This is a genomic window from Streptomyces sp. NPDC041796, from assembly GCF_055590785.1.
The window spans coordinates 142353-159695 of the sequence record NZ_JBVJAH010000009.1; the positions used below are offsets into that span (position 1 = coordinate 142353).

Annotated in this window: 19 protein-coding genes; 9 read left to right on the forward strand and 10 right to left on the reverse strand. The window is 71.7% G+C overall.

The features are described from left to right. Positions 1–131 precede the first annotated feature (131 nt). From ACZ6C1_RS19915 to ACZ6C1_RS19935, 5 genes are all read left to right on the forward strand, one after another. Positions 132–485, forward strand: a complete 354-nt coding sequence (locus ACZ6C1_RS19915; protein WP_469242431.1) for a hypothetical protein — start codon at positions 132–134, stop codon at positions 483–485. Continuing rightward, on the forward strand, positions 478–1284 hold the full coding sequence (locus ACZ6C1_RS19920) for a DUF2637 domain-containing protein (RefSeq protein WP_469242432.1): 807 nt from the start codon (positions 478–480) through the stop codon (positions 1282–1284). Before ACZ6C1_RS19915 ends, ACZ6C1_RS19920 begins: the two co-directional genes overlap by 8 nt. Before the next feature lie 49 nt (positions 1285–1333). Then, a complete protein-coding gene (locus tag ACZ6C1_RS19925; RefSeq protein ID WP_469242433.1) occupies positions 1334–1510 on the forward strand; it encodes a hypothetical protein in 177 nt (58 codons plus the stop codon). Between the two features lie 146 nt (positions 1511–1656). Next, positions 1657–2154: a DUF2975 domain-containing protein gene (locus ACZ6C1_RS19930; protein ID WP_469242434.1), complete on the forward strand. Its 498-nt coding sequence runs from the start codon at positions 1657–1659 to the stop codon at positions 2152–2154. Next, entirely contained in the window at positions 2154–2384 is a 231-nt protein-coding gene (locus ACZ6C1_RS19935; RefSeq protein ID WP_469242435.1) for a helix-turn-helix domain-containing protein, read from the forward strand. Before ACZ6C1_RS19930 ends, ACZ6C1_RS19935 begins: the two co-directional genes overlap by 1 nt. Positions 2385–2495: 111 nt before the next feature. Here ACZ6C1_RS19935 and ACZ6C1_RS19940 read toward each other — a convergent pair whose 3' ends face one another. Then, on the reverse strand, positions 2496–2906 hold the full coding sequence (locus tag ACZ6C1_RS19940) for an excalibur calcium-binding protein (RefSeq protein WP_469242636.1): 411 nt from the start codon (positions 2904–2906) through the stop codon (positions 2496–2498). A gap of 177 nt (positions 2907–3083) precedes the next feature. Continuing rightward, positions 3084–3584, reverse strand: coding sequence for a hypothetical protein (locus ACZ6C1_RS19945; RefSeq protein WP_469242436.1), 501 nt, complete (start codon positions 3582–3584; stop codon positions 3084–3086). 372 nt (positions 3585–3956) lie between these two features. Here ACZ6C1_RS19945 and ACZ6C1_RS19950 point away from each other — a divergent pair, with 372 nt between their 5' ends. Continuing rightward, complete coding sequence (locus ACZ6C1_RS19950; RefSeq protein WP_469242437.1) at positions 3957–5141, forward strand: spore photoproduct lyase family protein; 1185 nt, start codon at positions 3957–3959, stop codon at positions 5139–5141. Between the two features lie 23 nt (positions 5142–5164). On the opposite strand, the gene ACZ6C1_RS19955 is transcribed toward ACZ6C1_RS19950, so the two are convergent. After that, entirely contained in the window at positions 5165–6379 is a 1215-nt protein-coding gene (locus ACZ6C1_RS19955; RefSeq protein ID WP_469242438.1) for an alpha/beta hydrolase family protein, read from the reverse strand. Between ACZ6C1_RS19955 and ACZ6C1_RS19960 the strand changes: the two genes are divergently transcribed. Then, the gene (locus ACZ6C1_RS19960; RefSeq protein WP_469242439.1) at positions 6378–6569 is read left to right on the forward strand and encodes a hypothetical protein; all 192 of its coding nucleotides are present in this window, start codon (positions 6378–6380) and stop codon (positions 6567–6569) included. The two genes, ACZ6C1_RS19955 and ACZ6C1_RS19960, sit on opposite strands and share 2 nt — an antisense overlap. A gap of 77 nt (positions 6570–6646) precedes the next feature. On the opposite strand, the gene ACZ6C1_RS19965 is transcribed toward ACZ6C1_RS19960, so the two are convergent. From ACZ6C1_RS19965 to ACZ6C1_RS19985, 5 genes are all read right to left on the reverse strand, one after another. After that, positions 6647–7894 carry a serine hydrolase domain-containing protein gene (locus ACZ6C1_RS19965; RefSeq protein WP_469242440.1) on the reverse strand — a complete coding sequence of 416 codons (1248 nt, stop codon included), beginning with the start codon at positions 7892–7894 and terminating at the stop codon, positions 6647–6649. Between the two features lie 211 nt (positions 7895–8105). Then, positions 8106–8639, reverse strand: a complete 534-nt coding sequence (locus tag ACZ6C1_RS19970) for an SMI1/KNR4 family protein (protein ID WP_469242441.1) — start codon at positions 8637–8639, stop codon at positions 8106–8108. Between the two features lie 100 nt (positions 8640–8739). Then, positions 8740–9468, reverse strand: coding sequence for a hypothetical protein (locus ACZ6C1_RS19975; protein ID WP_469242442.1), 729 nt, complete (start codon positions 9466–9468; stop codon positions 8740–8742). Positions 9469–9606: 138 nt separating this feature from the next. Then, positions 9607–10215 carry an RNA polymerase sigma factor gene (locus ACZ6C1_RS19980; RefSeq protein ID WP_469242443.1) on the reverse strand — a complete coding sequence of 203 codons (609 nt, stop codon included), beginning with the start codon at positions 10213–10215 and terminating at the stop codon, positions 9607–9609. Between the two features lie 50 nt (positions 10216–10265). After that, positions 10266–11270: a DUF4185 domain-containing protein gene (locus ACZ6C1_RS19985; protein WP_469242444.1), complete on the reverse strand. Its 1005-nt coding sequence runs from the start codon at positions 11268–11270 to the stop codon at positions 10266–10268. A gap of 184 nt (positions 11271–11454) precedes the next feature. Between ACZ6C1_RS19985 and ACZ6C1_RS19990 the strand changes: the two genes are divergently transcribed. After that, the gene (locus tag ACZ6C1_RS19990; RefSeq protein ID WP_469242445.1) at positions 11455–14196 is read left to right on the forward strand and encodes an nSTAND1 domain-containing NTPase; all 2742 of its coding nucleotides are present in this window, start codon (positions 11455–11457) and stop codon (positions 14194–14196) included. A gap of 66 nt (positions 14197–14262) precedes the next feature. Here ACZ6C1_RS19990 and ACZ6C1_RS19995 read toward each other — a convergent pair whose 3' ends face one another. Then, the gene (locus ACZ6C1_RS19995) at positions 14263–14547 is read right to left on the reverse strand and encodes a hypothetical protein (RefSeq protein ID WP_469242446.1); all 285 of its coding nucleotides are present in this window, start codon (positions 14545–14547) and stop codon (positions 14263–14265) included. A gap of 122 nt (positions 14548–14669) precedes the next feature. Next, entirely contained in the window at positions 14670–15653 is a 984-nt protein-coding gene (locus ACZ6C1_RS20000; RefSeq protein WP_469242447.1) for a LuxR family transcriptional regulator, read from the reverse strand. A 221-nt stretch (positions 15654–15874) separates the two neighbouring features. On the opposite strand from ACZ6C1_RS20000, the gene ACZ6C1_RS20005 reads away from it, so the two are divergent. Continuing rightward, on the forward strand, positions 15875–17287 hold the full coding sequence (locus ACZ6C1_RS20005; protein WP_469242448.1) for an aminopeptidase P family protein: 1413 nt from the start codon (positions 15875–15877) through the stop codon (positions 17285–17287). Positions 17288–17343: the final 56 nt, after the last annotated feature.

Below are 17343 nucleotides of genomic sequence, written 5' to 3' on the forward strand. Positions count from 1 at the left end.
GTGAGGGGGGAGGGAAATGATCCACGAGTAATCGAGGCTGCGGTGACGAGCGAAGCGGGCATGAGTTACGCCGTTGTCCCGGACACGCCATCGGAGCGATAAACGGTCTACGGAGGGCGCTCATATGCCTCATGAATATCACTCAGATGACGCACACCTGGATCAAGATCCGTGGCGTTAGGGGGAATATGACCACAGCGCAGGTGAGTATCTCGTTCCCCAGGGACGTGGCCGGAGACAGTCGGTACGACCGCACCGGGGCCGCCCGTGCGGGCAAGTGGACATTCACGCCGGGCTTCGCCGCATCGACCACCGGCAGGGGGGCCACGCTGCGTAACGGGGCGGAGTGCGTCGATCTGCACTACTCGTCCTCGGTCCTGGCGGACTTCCTGGTGACCATGAGCAGGCTTCAGTCCGAGTTCCACGCCGCTGAACCCTCCACCGTCCGCCGTGGCGAGGACACGGGGCGGGTCCGGGATGTATGAGACGCCCAGCCGATACGCCCGCTCCCCTGTCCATGATCAGCAGCGGCACTCCACCATGGGGCCGGACGGCGACTACGAGCACCGTGTGGTGGGCGGGCAGTCGTACCCCGCGTTCGACGACGCCTCGGACCCCTCCTGGGACCAGGAACTGGCCAGGCTCCTGCTGGAATCCGACCCGTCCCTGCAGCGGGCCGTCCCGCCCACCGCCACCTCCGTCGACGCCCCGGCGATCCCCGGTGACGACCGCCGGCCGGCGGACGAGCAGCAGATCACCGCGGAACTCCCGCCGGTACGTCACCCGATGGCCGGCCACCGCCGTGTGCCGAGGAAGAAGCGCGTCGTCAGCCTGCTGCGCAGCGGGAGCATACTCATCGCGGCCCTCACCGCCGTCATCGTCTGCATGGTCAGCGTCTACGGCGGCGTGGTCGCCTACGAGCCCCTGCTGCGCAACGCCACCCGGCCGCGTACCTCCGACGCCGTGACCCGGTGGTGGCCCCTGCTGGTCTACGGCCCGTGGCTGGTCGCCTCCCTGTCCATCCTCAGAGCGGCGTTCCACCGGAGGCGTGCCACCCACTCATGGATCGCGGTCCTCCTCTTCTCGACGATCGCCGTGCTGCTCTGTGTCGCTCAGGCCCCGAGGACCGTACGGGACGCGACGGCAGCCGCCCTGCCCGCCGTGGCCGCCCTGGCCTGCTTCCAGCAGCTCGTACGGCAGGTCACCCTGACCCGGCCACCCCGCCGGACGGCACCCCGCCACCGCAATGCGGCCACGCCACCCCCGTCCGACCCACCCTGCTGACCACCTCGTCCGAGAGGGCGCCGAGCCTCCTGGCCCGGCGCGGACGGTCGTGCTCAGCGTCCCCGCCGAGGCCGGCCGCTCACGCGCGGAGCCCGCGCAGCAGTACGGCGAAGCCGCCGAGGAACTCCTGGTCCGCGCTCACGAGGATCCCGGAGCCGGCCGCACGGTCGCCCGGGCCTGCCCGCGGACGTCCTCCTCGCCCCAGACGGCACCGTCCTGGCCGTGACGTACGGCGAGCGCGCGTACGACCAGTGAATGGTGGACGAGTTGCTGGAGCTTGTGTCCGGCGCGACGCAGCCGCCTCCGGCGACCCTTGCGTGAACCTATCGAATCTCGATAGATTTCCATCGTGACTCGATCGAGGGAGAGGCGATGGGAAAGCTGACCGTGCTCGCGCTGCGAGCGGTGCTCGTGGTGCTGCTCGCCGGTTCGGTGTTCGTGCAGGCGGTGATGGTGCCGCTGCTGGCCGTCGACCTGGAAGGGCTCACCCCGGACTACGCGTACCTGCGCACCCCGCTCCTCGTGATCATGGTCCTGGGTGTCCTCACGGTCCAGGTGGTCATGGTCTCTGTGTGGCGCCTGGTCACGATGGTGCGCAGGGGAACGGTGTTCTCCCACGCCGCCTTCCGGTACGTCGACGTGGTGACCGGCGCGTTCACGGCGGCGTCCCTCCTGGTGTTCGCGCTCGCGGTCGTCCTGGCGCCCGGCGAGGCCGTCGCCCCGGGCATCGTGCTCCTGGTGTGCGGGGCCTCCCTGGCGGTTCTGGGCGTCGCGCTCATCGTCCTGGTACTGCGCATGCTGCTCGCCCAGGCCGTCGCCCGCGACGTCGAGGCGACACGGATGCGGGCCGAGCTGGACGAGGTGATCTGATGCCGATCGCCGTCGACATCGACGTGATGCTGGCCAAGAGGAAGATGTCCGTGGGCGAACTCGCGGAACGCGTCGGGATCACCCCCGCCAACCTGGCCGTGCTCAAGAACGGCCGCGCCAAGGCGGTGCGCTTCACCACGCTGGCCGCGCTCTGCGAGGTGCTCGAGTGCCAGCCGGGAGACCTGCTGCGCTGGGTGGCCGATGAGGCCGATGAGGCCGGGAACGGCTGACGGCCGGCCGGTGCCCCCGCGCCTTCCGCCGCACTTCCGGCCGGGGCAGTGGGAACCCTTCCCACTGCCCCGGCCGACCGGTGACCGAGCGGACCGACGCCGCTTTCGCCGTCAGCCGTGGCGGCGCTTCAGCACATAGCCGCCGGCCAGCGCGGCACCCACGGTGAATGTGAGGCCCACGCCGAGCTGCCAGTCGGTGGGACCGGAGGCGGACGAGCCGCCCAGGCCACCACGTACACCACGGGTGGGGGTCGCAGTGGCGGTGGGAGGCCGGGGGCTCACCGGTTGGGGAGCGACAGCGGCGTTGCGTCGGGGCAGCACCTCACAGGCGATGCCGTCATCGGGTCCCTGGTCCTCATCGAGACGGTGCGGGTCACGCGGGTCGCTGTTGAACACCGCCTGTGCGTCCTCCTGGTAGACGAAGTCACGGCAGTCCAGGTCCTGAGCGTGGGCGACGCCGGACAGCGGCACGATCGACGCGAGGCCGATCAGTACCCCGGCAACTGCGGAACGGCTCTTCATCATCCCGCCTCCCTTCCGGCCGAGACCTCGGCCGCCCTTCGACGCTACGGGCGGGGGAGCCGATCGGCGCAGGACGATGGGCCGAACGAGTGACTCTGACGGCTGTGACCTGCACTTTTGCGAGGAGCGCTGAGGAATGGCGGTGCGCGCGGCCGCGCGGCGGGGCGACGCGGCGGGTCACCGGCCCCCGCCGCCGCCTCCGGCGGTGGTGGAGCGCCGCCGAGCCCCGGTCACCGCGAGGACGCTTCCGGCGACGGCGATCACCGCGATGGCCAGGGCGATGCTGACACCGCCCTCGGTGTCCCAGTACACATCTTCCAGACTGATCAACAACGCCGCCTCGTCCACGACCAGGGCCAGCCCGACTCCGTAGCCGAGCCCCATCCAGGCGCGCGCTCGCGCGGAGCGTTCGGCCAGGCCTGCCGCGCCCACCACCACGAGCAGCAGGATGCCCCACACGTAATGGTGGAGGTGGACCCCGCCCGCCTGGACGTCACCCACCCCGGCCACGTCGATGTGGATGAGCCACGTGAGCAGACGCATCCCGCCGAAGGTGAGGGCGAACCCCCACCAAGCCAGGACGAAACCGCGGCGCTCGGAAGAGATTCCCGGCAGGACGCGCAGCCACGGGGACGGGCGCTCGGTGTGCCCGGCCTGCGAACGGTCGGACGTCCTCATCGACACTCCTCGATCAGCGCGGCCACGGAGGCGATCGTGTCACCCGCCCCCTCACGACGGGCCCCGCCGCGTCGGCCCGTGCCGGATGCCCCTCGAATGACTCAGCCACCGGCTTCACAGGTCGCGGTGGTAGGGGCGGTGACCGGGCCGGTCGCGGCACCGGTGGCCGCCGAGCATGCCGAGCATGCCGAGCATGCCGAGCACGCCCAGCAGCCGAAGAGCGGCGGGCAGCCGGGGCCGTCCAGGCCCGCGGGTACCGGATCACCGACCTGCGGGAGCTCGTCTCTCCCCGTGAGCGCGCCCGCGAGGAGCGGGAAGGGGCCCGGACCCTCTCGTAAGGTGGAGGGCGAAGCGACACACACCGGAGCAGGTATGCCCACCCCCCAGCCGTCCGGCCCCGCGGACGAACCCCCCGACGGACTGTTCGGTCTCGAGGAGCTACGAACGGGGACACCGGCCCCGCCGCCCGGACAGCGGAGTTTCCGGGACTCGCCGGAGGCGCGCCGCATGCTGGCGGTGCGGGAGATCCACGCGGAGCCGGGAGCCGCGGCCTCCCCGCGCGGCAGACAGATCCTCGCGGCGTTCCCCGACGCCGAGGTCATCCCCGTCGACTCCCACTGGCGCATCCCGGACCTGCACGGGAACAAGGGGAACGCCGAGCGCTGGGTCCGCATCAAGAGCACCGTTCTCGTTCTCGGAGAGAAGAAGACGCTCACCGTGAGACCCAACGGCCGGTCCGCCGACTGGATCGCTCCCGGAGCGGCGAACGGATGCGCCATGGCCTGTGCGTACTGCTACGTCCCCCGTCGCAAGGGCTACGCCAACCCGATCACCGTCTTCACCAACATCGACCGCATCGTCGCGCGACTGCGGCGCCACGTCACCGAGCAGGGACCCAAGCGCGAGCCGAACCAGTGCGACCCGGACGCCTGGGTCTACGACGTCGGGGAGAACAACGACTGCTCGGTCGACGCTCTGATCAGCGAAAACACCGCCGACCTGGTGCATGCCTTCACCCGCTGGCCGACCGCCAAGGCGTCGTTCGCGACCAAGTTCGTCAACCCCGACCTGCTGCGGCTCGATCCTCGCGGAAGGACGCGGATCCGGTTCTCCGTGATGCCTCCGGACGATTCCCGGCTCCTGGACATCCGCACCAGTCCGGTCGAGCAACGGATCGCCGCCGCCGGTGACTTCCTGGAGGCCGGCTACGAGGTGCACTTCAACCTGTCCCCCGTCGTCATCAGGCCCGGCTGGGAGCAGGCCTGGGCGGAACTGCTCCAGCACATGGACGACGTACTGCCGCGTGAGGTGAAGGAGCAGGCGGCGGCCGAGGTGATCATGCTGACGCACAACAGGGACCTGCACGACGTCAACACGCAATGGCATCCGCGCGCCGAGGACGCCATCTGGCGACCCGGCATCCAGCAGGCCAAGCGCTCCGAGAACGGCGGCTGGAACGTGCGCTACCGCAACACCACCAAGGCCGCTGCGGTGGAGACCGTGCGCCGCCTGGTGGCGGCTCACGCCCCGTGGCTGACCATCCGCTACGCCTTCTGAACTCGCGCGCCCGCCCTTCCCGCTCACCCCTCGGGCCGGTGGAACCTCACCTCCGGGTTCTCCGCCGTGGGACCGTCGAGGACCGGCCGGGGCCGGTCGCTCAGGTGGAGGTCGAAGAAGGCCACGGTGTAGGTGCGTACCACCGTGATCGCGCGTTCGGCACGGATCGTCGGCGGTGTGCCGGGGTAGGGAAGGCGTAGCTGGTCGAAGAGGACGGGCAGGTCCGAGAAGGTGAAGTGGTGTGTCCCCGCCACGGCGAGCCAGCGTTTCCAGCCGTCCAGGTTCCGCCATGCGGCGTCCCAGCTCGCGTCCTCGCCGCCGGGCCGGTGGACGGCGTCGTCCGTGCCGAGCATCAGGAAGGGCCGCCCTCCGAGCCCGCTCTCCGGGACGGGCTCGCCGAAGCGGCCGTCCATGTTGATGCCCGCGCGGAAACGGCCGTCGTGCGCCATCGCGGAGGCCGCGGCGGCGCCGCCCAGCGAATGACCGGCCGCGCCGACCCGCTCGCGGTCGATGAGGGAGGCGTGACGCCAGGCGGGGTGCGACCCGGTCAGCCGGTCGAGGACGAACGACAGGTCCTGTGCGCGGTTGACGGTTGCCCTCCGCATGTCCTCCGGCGTCTCCGCCTTCTCGCAGGCCACACAGGTCAGCACCCGGCCGCCCGGGAACACCGTCCCCGCCGACTCGTAGGCGTGGTCCACCGTGGCGACCACATGGCCGCGGCTCGCCAGCTCCTCGGCGAGGGTGGTCAGGGTGAACCGGGGCGCTCCGAAACCGGGGGAGAGGAGCACCAGCGGATACCGGCCGCGCTCCGGCAGGGCACGGACGACGCTGTGGGAGCGGGTGGCGCTCAGCTTCGCGACGGCCGCCGCGTCCCGCACACCGGCGTCCTCCAGCAACAGCCGCGCCTCCCGCGGGTCCGCGTACCGGGAGGGGGAGCCCGCCGCGGACCGAGCGGGGTAGTACACGTCGACCATGAGCTCCCGCGACCGGGCCGGCATCCACAGGTCCGCCCGGGACCGGTCCACCAGGTGGAGGGTCGACCGGCCCACCGCCGACTCCCCGGTGGGCTCCGGCAGCCGCACACCGGCCGCCGTCCGCTGGCCGGGGGCGGCGACGCCGGCCGCCCGGTCGGAGGGGGCCTTCGCGTGCGCGGCGGGAGCAAGCGAGGTGAGGGCGAGGGCGGCGACCACGGCGACGGCGGCCGGACGCGGCCTACGTAACGTCCTCCCCGGGTGCATGGGCTTCACGAACCTCATCCGGCTCACGAACTTCACTGACCTCGCGAACTTCACTGAGTTCGCGAACTTCACTGAGTTCGCGAACTCCATGGGCTTCATGCGCTTCATGGGCTTCATGGGAAGGAGGCTAGGCAGCGTTTCCCCGGCCGTCGTCGGCCGGAGGTGTCGCTCTTGTGCGACCCAGGGCTGATCAGGCCCTTAAGGGGCCGGGCAGTGGCCACGGAGTGAGGCCCCCTCAGGTGCGGGGGCCTCACTCCGGGCCGGGTCTCAGCGGCGCTCGGGCAGGTCCGCTTCGGCCGGCCGTATCGGGATGCCGCGCGGCGTGGGCGACGTCGATGCCGCCGCGGCCGGCTTCTTCCCGCAGAACGCGGCCTCCAGCGTTCCGCCGAGCGCCGTGTTGGCCACGCCCCGGTTCGAGGTGTTGGCCATCGCGGACAGGCTGCGGCGACCGTCCCGGGTCGCGAACGCGTAGGTGTAGTACCCCTGTACGGTGCCGGTGTGCCCGTACACCTGGGCGCCGCAGGACAGGTCGTAACGGCGCAGGCCGAGCCCGTAGAACCGGGTGTTCGCCGAGTCCGTCGGGGTGACCGTGGTCATGGCGTCCAGCATTCGCGCCGACAGCAGGCGACCCCTCATCAGCGCGGTCATGAAGGTGTTGAGGTCCGCCGGGTTGGAGATGACCGCCCCGGCCGACTGCGCCCAGGACACCGTCTGCTCCGTGGAGTCGACGAGCGCGGCGCCGGCCTCGTCGGGGTGCAGGTAGCCACGCACGTGCATCCCCTTGATGCGGGTGTCGGGGTGCACGTACGACGTGTTGCGCAGTCGCAGCGGCTTGATGATGCGGTGCTCGTAGGCGTGGGCGACCGGCTTGCCGGTGACCTTCTCGATGAGCATGCCGACCACCACGAAGTTGGCGTTGGAGTACTTGTACGCCACGCCGGGCTCGGTGGTGCGCGGTTCGCTCAGCGAGAGGTCCAGCAGCTCCTGGTAGCTGAACACCCGGTTCCGCACGGACTCGAAGCCGGGCACTGTTCGGGCGAACATCGCCTCCGTGTAGTCGGCCAGGCCGCTCCGGTGGGTCAGCAGGTGCCGAACCGTGATCCGGTCGTCCGGCAGCAGCCCGGGCACGTACCGGTTCACCGGAGCGTCGAGCTCCACTCTGCCTTCGTCCACCAACTGGAGCAGCACCACGGAGGAGAAGGTCTTGCTGACGCTGCCGATACGGAAGCGTGCCCGGGTGTCCATGGGCGTGCCCGAGACACGGTCCCGGACTCCCACGGTCCGCGCCTCCACGCCCTCCGGACCGGTGAACCGGGCCATCGCGCCCGGGGCGCCCTGACCCATGGCGGCGTTCAGGGCCCCGACCACGCCCTCCATGTCGGGGGCGGGAGTGGCCGCTTGTGCGGTGGCGGGGGTGGAGGGCGCGGCGAACGCGCCGGTGGGGGCGAGCCCGGCGGCGAGCGCGGCGATCAGGGTGGCGCTTGCGGCCAGGCGTCGGTGCGTCGACAAGGTCACGTCAGGTCCTCGACTCGATCGGTACGGCACACGGGATGGCGTGAGCCGTAGAAAACTGAGGGAGTCCGGCGCCGGTGCGCCGCCCCCCGTACCCATGGACCATGAGTGTCAACGCGCCCCACCGGTTCCCGACACGGGTACGAATCCGGCGGCCGAACCGGCCCGTGCGGCGGGTGACTTGAAGCCCGCGGGTGGCCCCCTCACCGGTCACTCACCGGCAGAGGGCCTCGACGTCCTCCACGTACGCCGGGAACTCGGCCCGGGCAGCGGCGATGATCTCGTGGGCGGGCCGGCGCGGGGTGGTCGCGTGCCGCCGTGCGAGCGCGGTCAGCACCGCGTCCGGGCGACGGTGCGAGTGGTCGTCGTACTCGACCGCCTCCATCGGCCCCATGCCGTCCGCCAGCACCCACAGGAAGTCGGACAGGTTCCCGGCGACCACACCGCACGCGCCCTCCGAGCCGAGGAACACCACGGGTTGCTCGCCGAGGGGCCGGCCGGCCCGTATGCACCACAGGGCGGCGAGCCCGCCCGTGCCGTCCTGCCCGAACACGCGGTACGCGCCGCCGTCCACGTCCTGGTTACCGGTCCAGCCGCGCAGCCAGTCGGTGGTCTCCTCGGCGGAGTCGAACGCCTCGTACGGCTCGAAGTCGATCCCCCGGCCCTCGTCGTAGTCGAACGCGACACCCGCCATGTCGGCCAGGGCGGGCGGGAAGAGGCGGTCGTCGTCACCAGTGCTCGTGATCATGGGTGCAGGCTAGCCGTCGCCTCTGACACCGCTCGTCGAGCACCGCCCGCCCCGAGGTTCCGGTGACCCGCACGGGGACGGGGACGCGGAGGTCCGTCGGTCAGACCGACGCGTCCCAGGCCGTCTTGAGCCCCTCCAGCCACGCGGGCGGCAGTTCGGCGGTGTCCCACTCCTCCCGCAACGCCGGCGCCGCCGTGGCGAGTCGTTCGAGTACGGCGATGCTGGTGGGGGAGTGGAGGAGGGAGTAGCGGCCGTGGATCGCGATGGCGCTCCCGGGGCCGTACTCCGCGTACAGCCGCTCCAGGCGTACGCGGTGGGCCGAGGCGAACTCCGCCAGCCGGCCCGCGTATCCGGCCCGTTGCCTGGAGGTCATGGTGCCCAGAACGGCGGTGAGCACCTGCTCGGACACCTCGGGATCGAGGTCGGAGACGGCGCTGAACGAGAGGTAGAGGGGCGTGACCGCCACCTTCGCCCGTTCCACCTGCATCCTCCTGACGGGAGGACGGTCGTCCGCGGACGGTGCCGACGGATCCGCGGCGACGGCGCGCCGTACCGCCCGCTCGGTGAGGTCGTCCAGTTCCCCGGCGACGGCATGGGTGCCGTCGAGCCAGCCGGACTCGTAGAGCTCGCCCTTGTCCCCCGGCGCGCTCATGCCGATCCGGCTGATCTCCCGGTGCGCGAGAGCGAGCGCCCCGGCCTCGACGAGCCCGATGAGCTCCTCCGCGTCACCGGAGAAGACCCCCGCCCGGCCGAGGAGCTGGAGGAGCGTCTGTTTCGCGTTGACGCTGGCCGCGTCCAGATGCTGCCGTCCGTCTTCGGCGGCCTTCATGGGGGGTCCTCCTCATCGCCTTGTCCGTGCGGTCGTGGTGCGCGGAACACTCCGAGCAAGGGCCGCCGGGCGCCCGCGCCCCTCGATGGCACACCCTCTCACGGAGTACATGCCTTACCTGGGCAGCCCTGCCCCATGTCACTCCCGGCCGTATCGGGCGTCGGCCCGCATCCAAAGGCGCAGACGGTCCAGGGCACGCGCACGCGTACGCGCGACCGTGCCACGGTGCACGCCCATGATGCTGGCCGCCTGGTCGAGGGTGTACCCGTCGACGTCCACGAGGATCACCGTGCCCGCCTGCTGCGGTGTGAGCAGCCTGAGGAGCCGCAGGACGTCGATCTCCGCCGCCCGCCGCTCCACGCCACCGTCCCAGCCGCCGGCCGAGCGGGGTTCGACCTCGGCCGTCGGCACGAGTCTCCGTTCCCGCCGCATACGGTCACGGATGACGCTGAGCAGGGCGCGGAAGGCGTAGGCGTACGGGTCCGGATGGTCCAGGAACGGCTGCGGTCGGGCCGCCAGTTTCAGGTACGTGTCGTGCACCGCGTCCTCGGCGGAGTGGGACGCGCCCCCGGTCAGCTGCGCCGAACGCCGGTACAGGCGTGGCAGCAGCGAGCTGAACACCTCGTCGAAGCCGTTCCCCGCCGGGGCCGGGCGGTCGGACCACGCGACGCCAACGGGGCGGAGCTCCGCGGCCGCGTGAGGACGGGTGTCCGTCCGAGCCGCCGTGGCTGCCGTTCGTGTGCTCACGTCTGATGACACTCCTGTGACTCCTGTCGTTCCTGATGCCTGGCGGGGGGTCAGCGGGCCAGGCCCTGGACGCGGAACTGCATCACCCGGTAGGGCCGGCCCACCGCGGTGTTCCACTGGCTCACCGACAGATGGAGGTCGTCGAGCGTGGAACCGGGGACGACGTAGCCGCCGTACAACTGCGCCACGTGGGAGTCGTCCTCCTGGCCCCAGGCCGTGCCCCACAGCAGCGTGCGACGGTGCGCGGCGCGCAGGTTCGCCGTGGGATGGTCGGCGACCAGGCCCTCGATCCGGTAGTCGCCCTGGTTGAACCAGGTCAGGAGCCACCGGCCGTCGAGCGGTCGCAGGCACATCTCGCCGAACCGTCCGTCGAGGACGGGGGTCGGCGGGTTCCCCCAGTCCCAGCGGCCCCCGGCCAGGCCCCACGGCTCGTACGCGGCGGGATCCGTCAGCCGCCCGGGGCGGACCCGGTGCAGGATGACCGGCTTGTCGCGCTGGAACCCGGTCGACAGGACGTGGACGTAGCCGTCGTCGCCGGGCGCCCAGGTCAGCAGCTGGAACATGCCGCCGTGCAGGCCCGGCGGGAACACGGCACCGGTGCGGAGCCAGGTCGCGCCCGAGTCGTCGGATCGCCAGATCTCGGTGCGCACCACGTTGCCGAGGCCCTTGTTCACCATGACGTGCAGGTACACGGTGTCGCCGAGGGTGATCGCGTCGGACGGCAGCACGGTGGAGTACTCCGGTCCGTGGTGGTCGTACGGCAGCAGCTGCCGGGCGTGGCGACCGCCCACCGCTCCCGTCCAGATGATCCGCCCGTCGGGGCCGCCGGGGTGCCCGTACAGCGCCACGGGCGAGCGCCACCAGCCACCGCCGACCCACGCCTCCTCGAAGGTGTCACCGAAGACGAACAGGAGCCTGCCGTCGGGCACACGCACCGGTACGCCCAGGTCGGTGGCCTCCATGCGGAACCGTGTGGTGATACCGGGGCCGGTCAGATCGGCGACCTTGGTGACCTTGAGCGGGCGTTCCTCGCGGTGTGACGTGTTGGCGTGCATGAGGACTCCTGGGGGGGGGCGGGGGGGGGACGTTCCACCGGGTGGGCGCGATCGCGGTCCGGCCCGGCCGTTACGGAACCTGATGTGCCGTTTGTAGCCGCAGTCCCGTTGTTCACGATCGGTCGACTGGCACTGAACAAACGCATGGTGAACAATCCGGCTGACCCCGGGGAGGTGCGTACAGGTGCCACGTGGAGAGCGTCCGCTGGACGCGGAGGGCGGCCCACTACGCGAATTCGCCGCCCAATTGCGCGGATTGCGGGAACGGGCCGGCGGCCCCACCTATCGGGAACTGGCGCGGCGGGCGCACTACTCGATCGCGACGCTTTCCGGAGCGGCGGCCGGACGTCAACTTCCCACCCTGGCCGTCACCCTCGCCTACGTCCGGGCCTGCGGCGGTGACGAGCGGGAATGGGAGCTGATCTGGCGCAGAACGGCGGCCGAGTGCGCCGCGGCGACGGGCCGTCCCGACGGCACGGACGGCACGGACCCCGAGCGGGCCGGGGACACGACCCCTCCGCCCTATGTCGGCCTGGCGTCCTTTCAGCAGGTGGACGCCGATGCGTTCTTCGGGCGTGAGAGTCTCACCGACAGGCTGGTCGAACACCTGGAGAAAGAGAGATTCCTCGTTCTGTTCGGGGCATCGGGATCCGGAAAGTCCTCCGTGTTGCGCGCCGGAGTGCTCCCCAGAATTTCCCGATCACCCGCCCTGATCCTCACTCCCGGGCCGAGCCCCTTGGAGGAATGCGCGATCCAGCTCGCCTCCCGCGCCCATGTCACTCCGGGTGCCCTGCGCGCCGAACTCACGGCGGAGCCGCGCACACTGCACCGCGTCGTGCGGCAGATCACGGCCGGCTCACCGGATCCGGCGGAGGAACTGATGCTCCTCGTGGACCAGTTCGAGGAGGTGTTCACCCTCTGCCGCGATACGGAGGAACGGGACGCCTTCGTCGGCGCGCTCCTCCACGCCGTACAGGCTCCCGACAGCCGCTGCCGCGTCGCCCTTGCCGTACGGTCCGACTTCTACACGCACTGCACTCGCCTGCCGGGCCTCGTGGACGCCTTGGCCGACGCCCACGTCCCCGTCGGTCCGATGACCACCGACGAACTCCGGGCGGCGATCGTCCGGCCCGCCGCCCGCGCCGGGCTGACCGTCGAGGGCGCCCTCCTCGCGGCCCTCACGGCCGGTGCCCACGGCAGGCCCGGGGCACTCCCGCTGCTGTCGCACGCACTCCTGGAGACCTGGCGCCGGCGCCGTGGCCACACCCTCACCCTGGCCGGGTTCCAGGCGGCCGGCGGGTTCGAGGGGGCACTCGCCCAGACTGCCGAGGCCTTCCACTCCGGTCTGTCCGCCACCCAGCAGGAGACCGCCCGCCGGCTCTTCCTGCGGCTCATCGCACTCGGGGAGGGCACGGAGGACACCAAGCGGCGCGTCCCGCGCCACGAGCTCGACGACACCCCCGACACCGTGCTGGTCCTCGAACGAGCCACCCGGGCACGTCTGCTGACCGCCGACCGCGACCACGTCGAGATGACGCACGAGGCCCTGATCCGCTGCTGGCCCCGTCTCGGACGATGGCTGTGCGAGGACCGGGACCGGTTGCGTCTGCACCGCGGGCTCACCGAGGCCACCGCCGTCTGGGAGTCCTTGGACCGGGACCCCGACAGTCTCTTGCGCGGAGTACGCCTGGCCGCCGCCATGGACATCCCCAAGGAGACGCTGACGGCCCGGGAACGGGCCTTCCTCGACGCGAGCGAGACGGCCGGGAGGAAGGAAGCCATGCGCGTACGCCGCCGGGTCCGCCGTCTGCGCCGACTCGTCGCGGCCCTCGTCGTCCTTCTGGTGTGCGCGGCGACCGCCGTCGGCATCGCCGTGCACGCGCGGAACACGGTCACCCTCCAGCGCAACCGTGCCCTGGCGCTGCAGGCCGCCGACACGTCGGTGCGGCTGCGCCCCCACGACCAGTCACTGGCCGTCCAGATCGCTCTGGCCGCGTACCGCCTGGCACCGAGCGGAAGCACCAAGAACGCCCTGCTCAGTACGCTGTCCGTCACTCCGGCCCCGCCCACCCCGGCCGCGCCGACCCCGGCCGGGTACACGCTGGCCGTCGGCCCGGACGGCCGCACCGTCGCCATGGCGGGCGGTGACCGCCGCATCGACCTGTGGGACATGGCGACGCCCCGGCGCCCCCGCCGGCTCGCCACGCTCGCCGGCCTCGACGGCAGCGCCCACGCCCTGGCCTTCGGGCCACGGGACGCGCACGGTCCGCGCGGGGGCACGCTGATGAGCGTCGGTGCCGACCGCGCGATCCGCCTCTGGGACGTGTCCGACCCCCGACGCCCCGCACTCCTGTCGCGGACGCCCACGGGTCACACGGAGACCGTGTACTCCATGGCCGTGAGCCCGGACGGGAGCATGGCCGCCACCGGCAGCTACGACGACACCATCCGGCTCTGGAACGTGGCCGACCCGGCCCGCCCTCGCCTGCTCTCCGTGTTGACCGGTCACTCGCTCAACGTCAAACCGGTGGTCTTCAGCCCCGACGGCAGGACACTGGCCTCGGGCTCCGACGACCGCACCATCCGCCTCTGGGACGTGACCGATCCGCGCGACGCGCCCACCATCGGCGTCCTTACAGGCCACGAGAACTTCGTCGACGCGCTCGCCTACAGCCGTGACGGCCGCACACTGGCCTCCGGGAGCGACGACCGCACGGCCCGCCTGTGGGACGTGGCCGACCCCCGCGCGGGCAGGGCGGCGGCCATCACGGTGAGCGCCGACCAGACCGTCCACGTCTGGGACACCGACCTGGGCTCCGGGCTCTCCCGTGCCTGCGGGCATGTGCGCGTCACCATCAGCCGGGCCCAGTGGTCCCGGTACTTCCCCGGCCTGGACTACCGTCCGCCCTGCGCCGACCGCACATGACAGGGCGGGCCGGAGATCGAGCCCCGGCCCGCCCTGGTCACCCCCCGTTCCCCCGGGCGGTTGTGGTCAGCGGTTCGTCCACAGGTTCCAGAAGAAACCGTTGGCGCACTGGTAGGAGTCCCAGTGCCCGCGCTGGATGCCGTCCACCCCGGCCTCCACGCAGCCGCCGTGGGTGATGTACTTCCCCCGGTGGATCCAGCCGGGCGGTGCGTCCAGCACCTGCGACGGGGCGGTGACCCGACGGGCCTCGCCGGTGGTGGCGGTCGTGGCTCCCGCCGGGGCGGCGCCGAGGCCCAGCACCACTGCGAGGAGAGCCGTGGTGATCACGCTGAAGGCGAGGCGTGTACGCATATGAACCAACTCCTGCTGTTGTAGGCGGTGTTGCGCCCTTCACACGTTTCCGGGGGCCTCCGCGTATGACACTCGATGATGTGACCTGCATCACATGTGTCGCGGGCCGCGCGGCATGCCGGTCACAGCCATCCGCTGCGCTGTGCGTGCAAGGCCATCTGGAAGCGGTTCGAGGCGCCCAGCCGGGCCATCAGTACCTGCAGGCGGCGATACAGCGTGCGGCGGCTGAATCCCATCTCGCGGGCGATGACGTCGTCGCTCGCGCCGCCCGCGAGCAGCCAGAGCAGGCGGCGGTCGGCGGGAGGCAGTCCGCCCGGACGGGTGGTGCGGCCGTGGAACGGCAGCGCGTTCTGCCACGACTGCTCGAACAGGGCCATGAGAGCGGAGAGCAGACCGCACGGCTGCACGACGAGCATGGTGTTGTGCACGTCGGCCTCTTTGATCGACAGCGACACGAGCGCGTACGCCTCGTCGATGATCACGAGCTTCACCGGTACCGACGGCAGCACCCTGGCCTGCTCGCCGGCCTTGACGCAGGGTTCGATGACCTCGGTCAGATGGCCCGGGTACTCCAGGGACTCCCGCGAGTAGATGACGCGCTGCGTCACCCCGCGGGCGAGCGTGGCCAGCGCGTCGTCCGTGGCGCCGGCCAGGGGGAAGTACGGCGGTGACTCGAACTGCCGGATCTGCTCGCGGGCGCTCGCCCAGGCGTGACGGATCCGTGGACCGACGGCCTCGCCGGTGACGACCTCGACGAGGTCGTCGTTGTACGCGGCGAGCCGCTGTCGCCGGAACGACTCGAACGCGCCCCCGACGGTGACCCGTGACTCCTCGATCTCGGTCGCCCGGCGCCGGGCGAGGATCTCCAGGCCGGCGGTCGGCGGAACCGGGGCCACCACGTCCCCGCCCTCCTCGGCGGCGCTGGCCAGACCGGCGTCGACCAGCGTCCCGTACGCCACGGCCAGTTCCGCACCGCCCAGACCGGTCGCGGCGGCGATCGCGCTCAGTGGAGCGGGGGCCAGTTCGAGCAGCGCCAGGTACACCTGGGCGGCCGTCCGATCGATGCCCAGGAGCTGCAGGGCCTCACCGAGTTTGGCGTTCGTCATACGCCGCATTATCGAGCGCCTCCGCAGGGCGATGTGGCCGATCCGTGCCAGTGGCACTCCTCTGCCCCGGCCGTGCCCGCCGCGGGATACCGTGCGCGGGCCGCCGACCACCGGCGGCGGCGAGGACGCCCGGGCCGAACCCGGCGGCAGGCGGGGCCCGAGCGTACGGCCCGCCTGGCACCTCGCCACCGAGGAACCCACCGAGGAAGCAGGTGCACGCCGTGGCGAAAGGCCGGAAGAACGGTCTCTACTCAGGGATTTCCGAGGAACTGTCCGCGCTCATGCGGACCGGGTGGGCGGACACCGAGCGGCGCGACCTGCGGCTCGGCGAGCAGGCCCCGTACGCGGCCCGCCGACGTGCCGCGCTCTCCGCGCGCTTCCCGGGCGAACGCCTCGTGATTCCCTCCGGGAACCTCAAGGTCCGTTCGAACGACGACACGTACCCGTTCCGGCCGTACTCGGGCTATGTGCACATGACGGGGGACCAGGCCCGGGACGGCGCTCTCGTCCTCGAACCGCGTACGGACGGCGGACACGACGCGTACTGCTACCAGCTGCCGCGGGACAGCCGGGACAATGACGAATTCTGGACCGGCGCCACGGCGGAGCTCTGGATGGGCAGGCGCCGCTCCCTCGCCGAGTCGGAGCGCGTGCTCGGGCTCTCCTGCCGCGACGTCCGGACGGCGGCCGCCGACCTGGCCGCCGCCTCCGGTGCGCCGACCCGCATCGTCCGCGGTGTCGACCCGTCCCTGGAGGCCGCGGTCACCACCGAGGAGGAGCGGGACGCCGAACTCGAGGAGGCACTCGGCGACCTGCGCCTCGTCAAGGACGACTGGGAGATCGCCGAACTCCGCAAGGCCGTGGACTCCACGGTGCGCGGATTCACCGATGTGATCGGGGAGCTGTCCGAGGCGGTCGCCTCGTCGGAGCGGTGGATCGAGGGCACGTTCTTCCGCCGCGCACGCCTCGAAGGCAACTCCGTCGGCTACGGCTCGATCTGCGCCGCGGGCGAGCACGCCACGATCATGCACTGGACGGACAACGACGGTCCGGTGCGCCCGGGGGACCTGCTCCTGCTGGACGCCGGGGTGGAGACGCGCACCCTCTACACGGCCGACGTGACCCGCACACTGCCGATCAGCGGCACCTTCACGCCCCTCCAGCGCGAGGTCTACGAGGCGGTGTACGAGGCCCAGGAAGCCGGCATGGCGGCGGTCAAGCCCGGAGCCGCGTACCGGGATTTCCACGAGGCGTCCCAGCGCCACCTCGCGGCCCGGCTGGTCGAGTGGGGCTTCATCGCGGGCCCGGCCGAGCGCGCGTACGAGCTGGGCCTGCAGCGCCGCTTCACCATGGCGGGCACCGGTCACATGCTCGGTCTGGACGTCCATGACTGCGCGCAGGCCCGTAACGCGGAGTACGTCGACGGCGTGCTGGAGCCGGGCATGGTGCTCACGGTCGAGCCCGGCCTGTACTTCCAGCCGGACGACCTCACCGTGCCCGAGGAGTGGCGCGGCATCGGGGTCCGGATCGAGGACGACCTGGTCGTCACCGGCGACGGTCACGAGAACCTGTCGGCGGGCCTGCCGCGCTCGGCGGACGACGTCGAGGAGTGGATGGCCCGCTTCGCGGGTTGAGCGTGTCGCTGGAGGGCGGTGTCGACGTACGCGGTCGTGCCAGGGGTGTCGGGCCT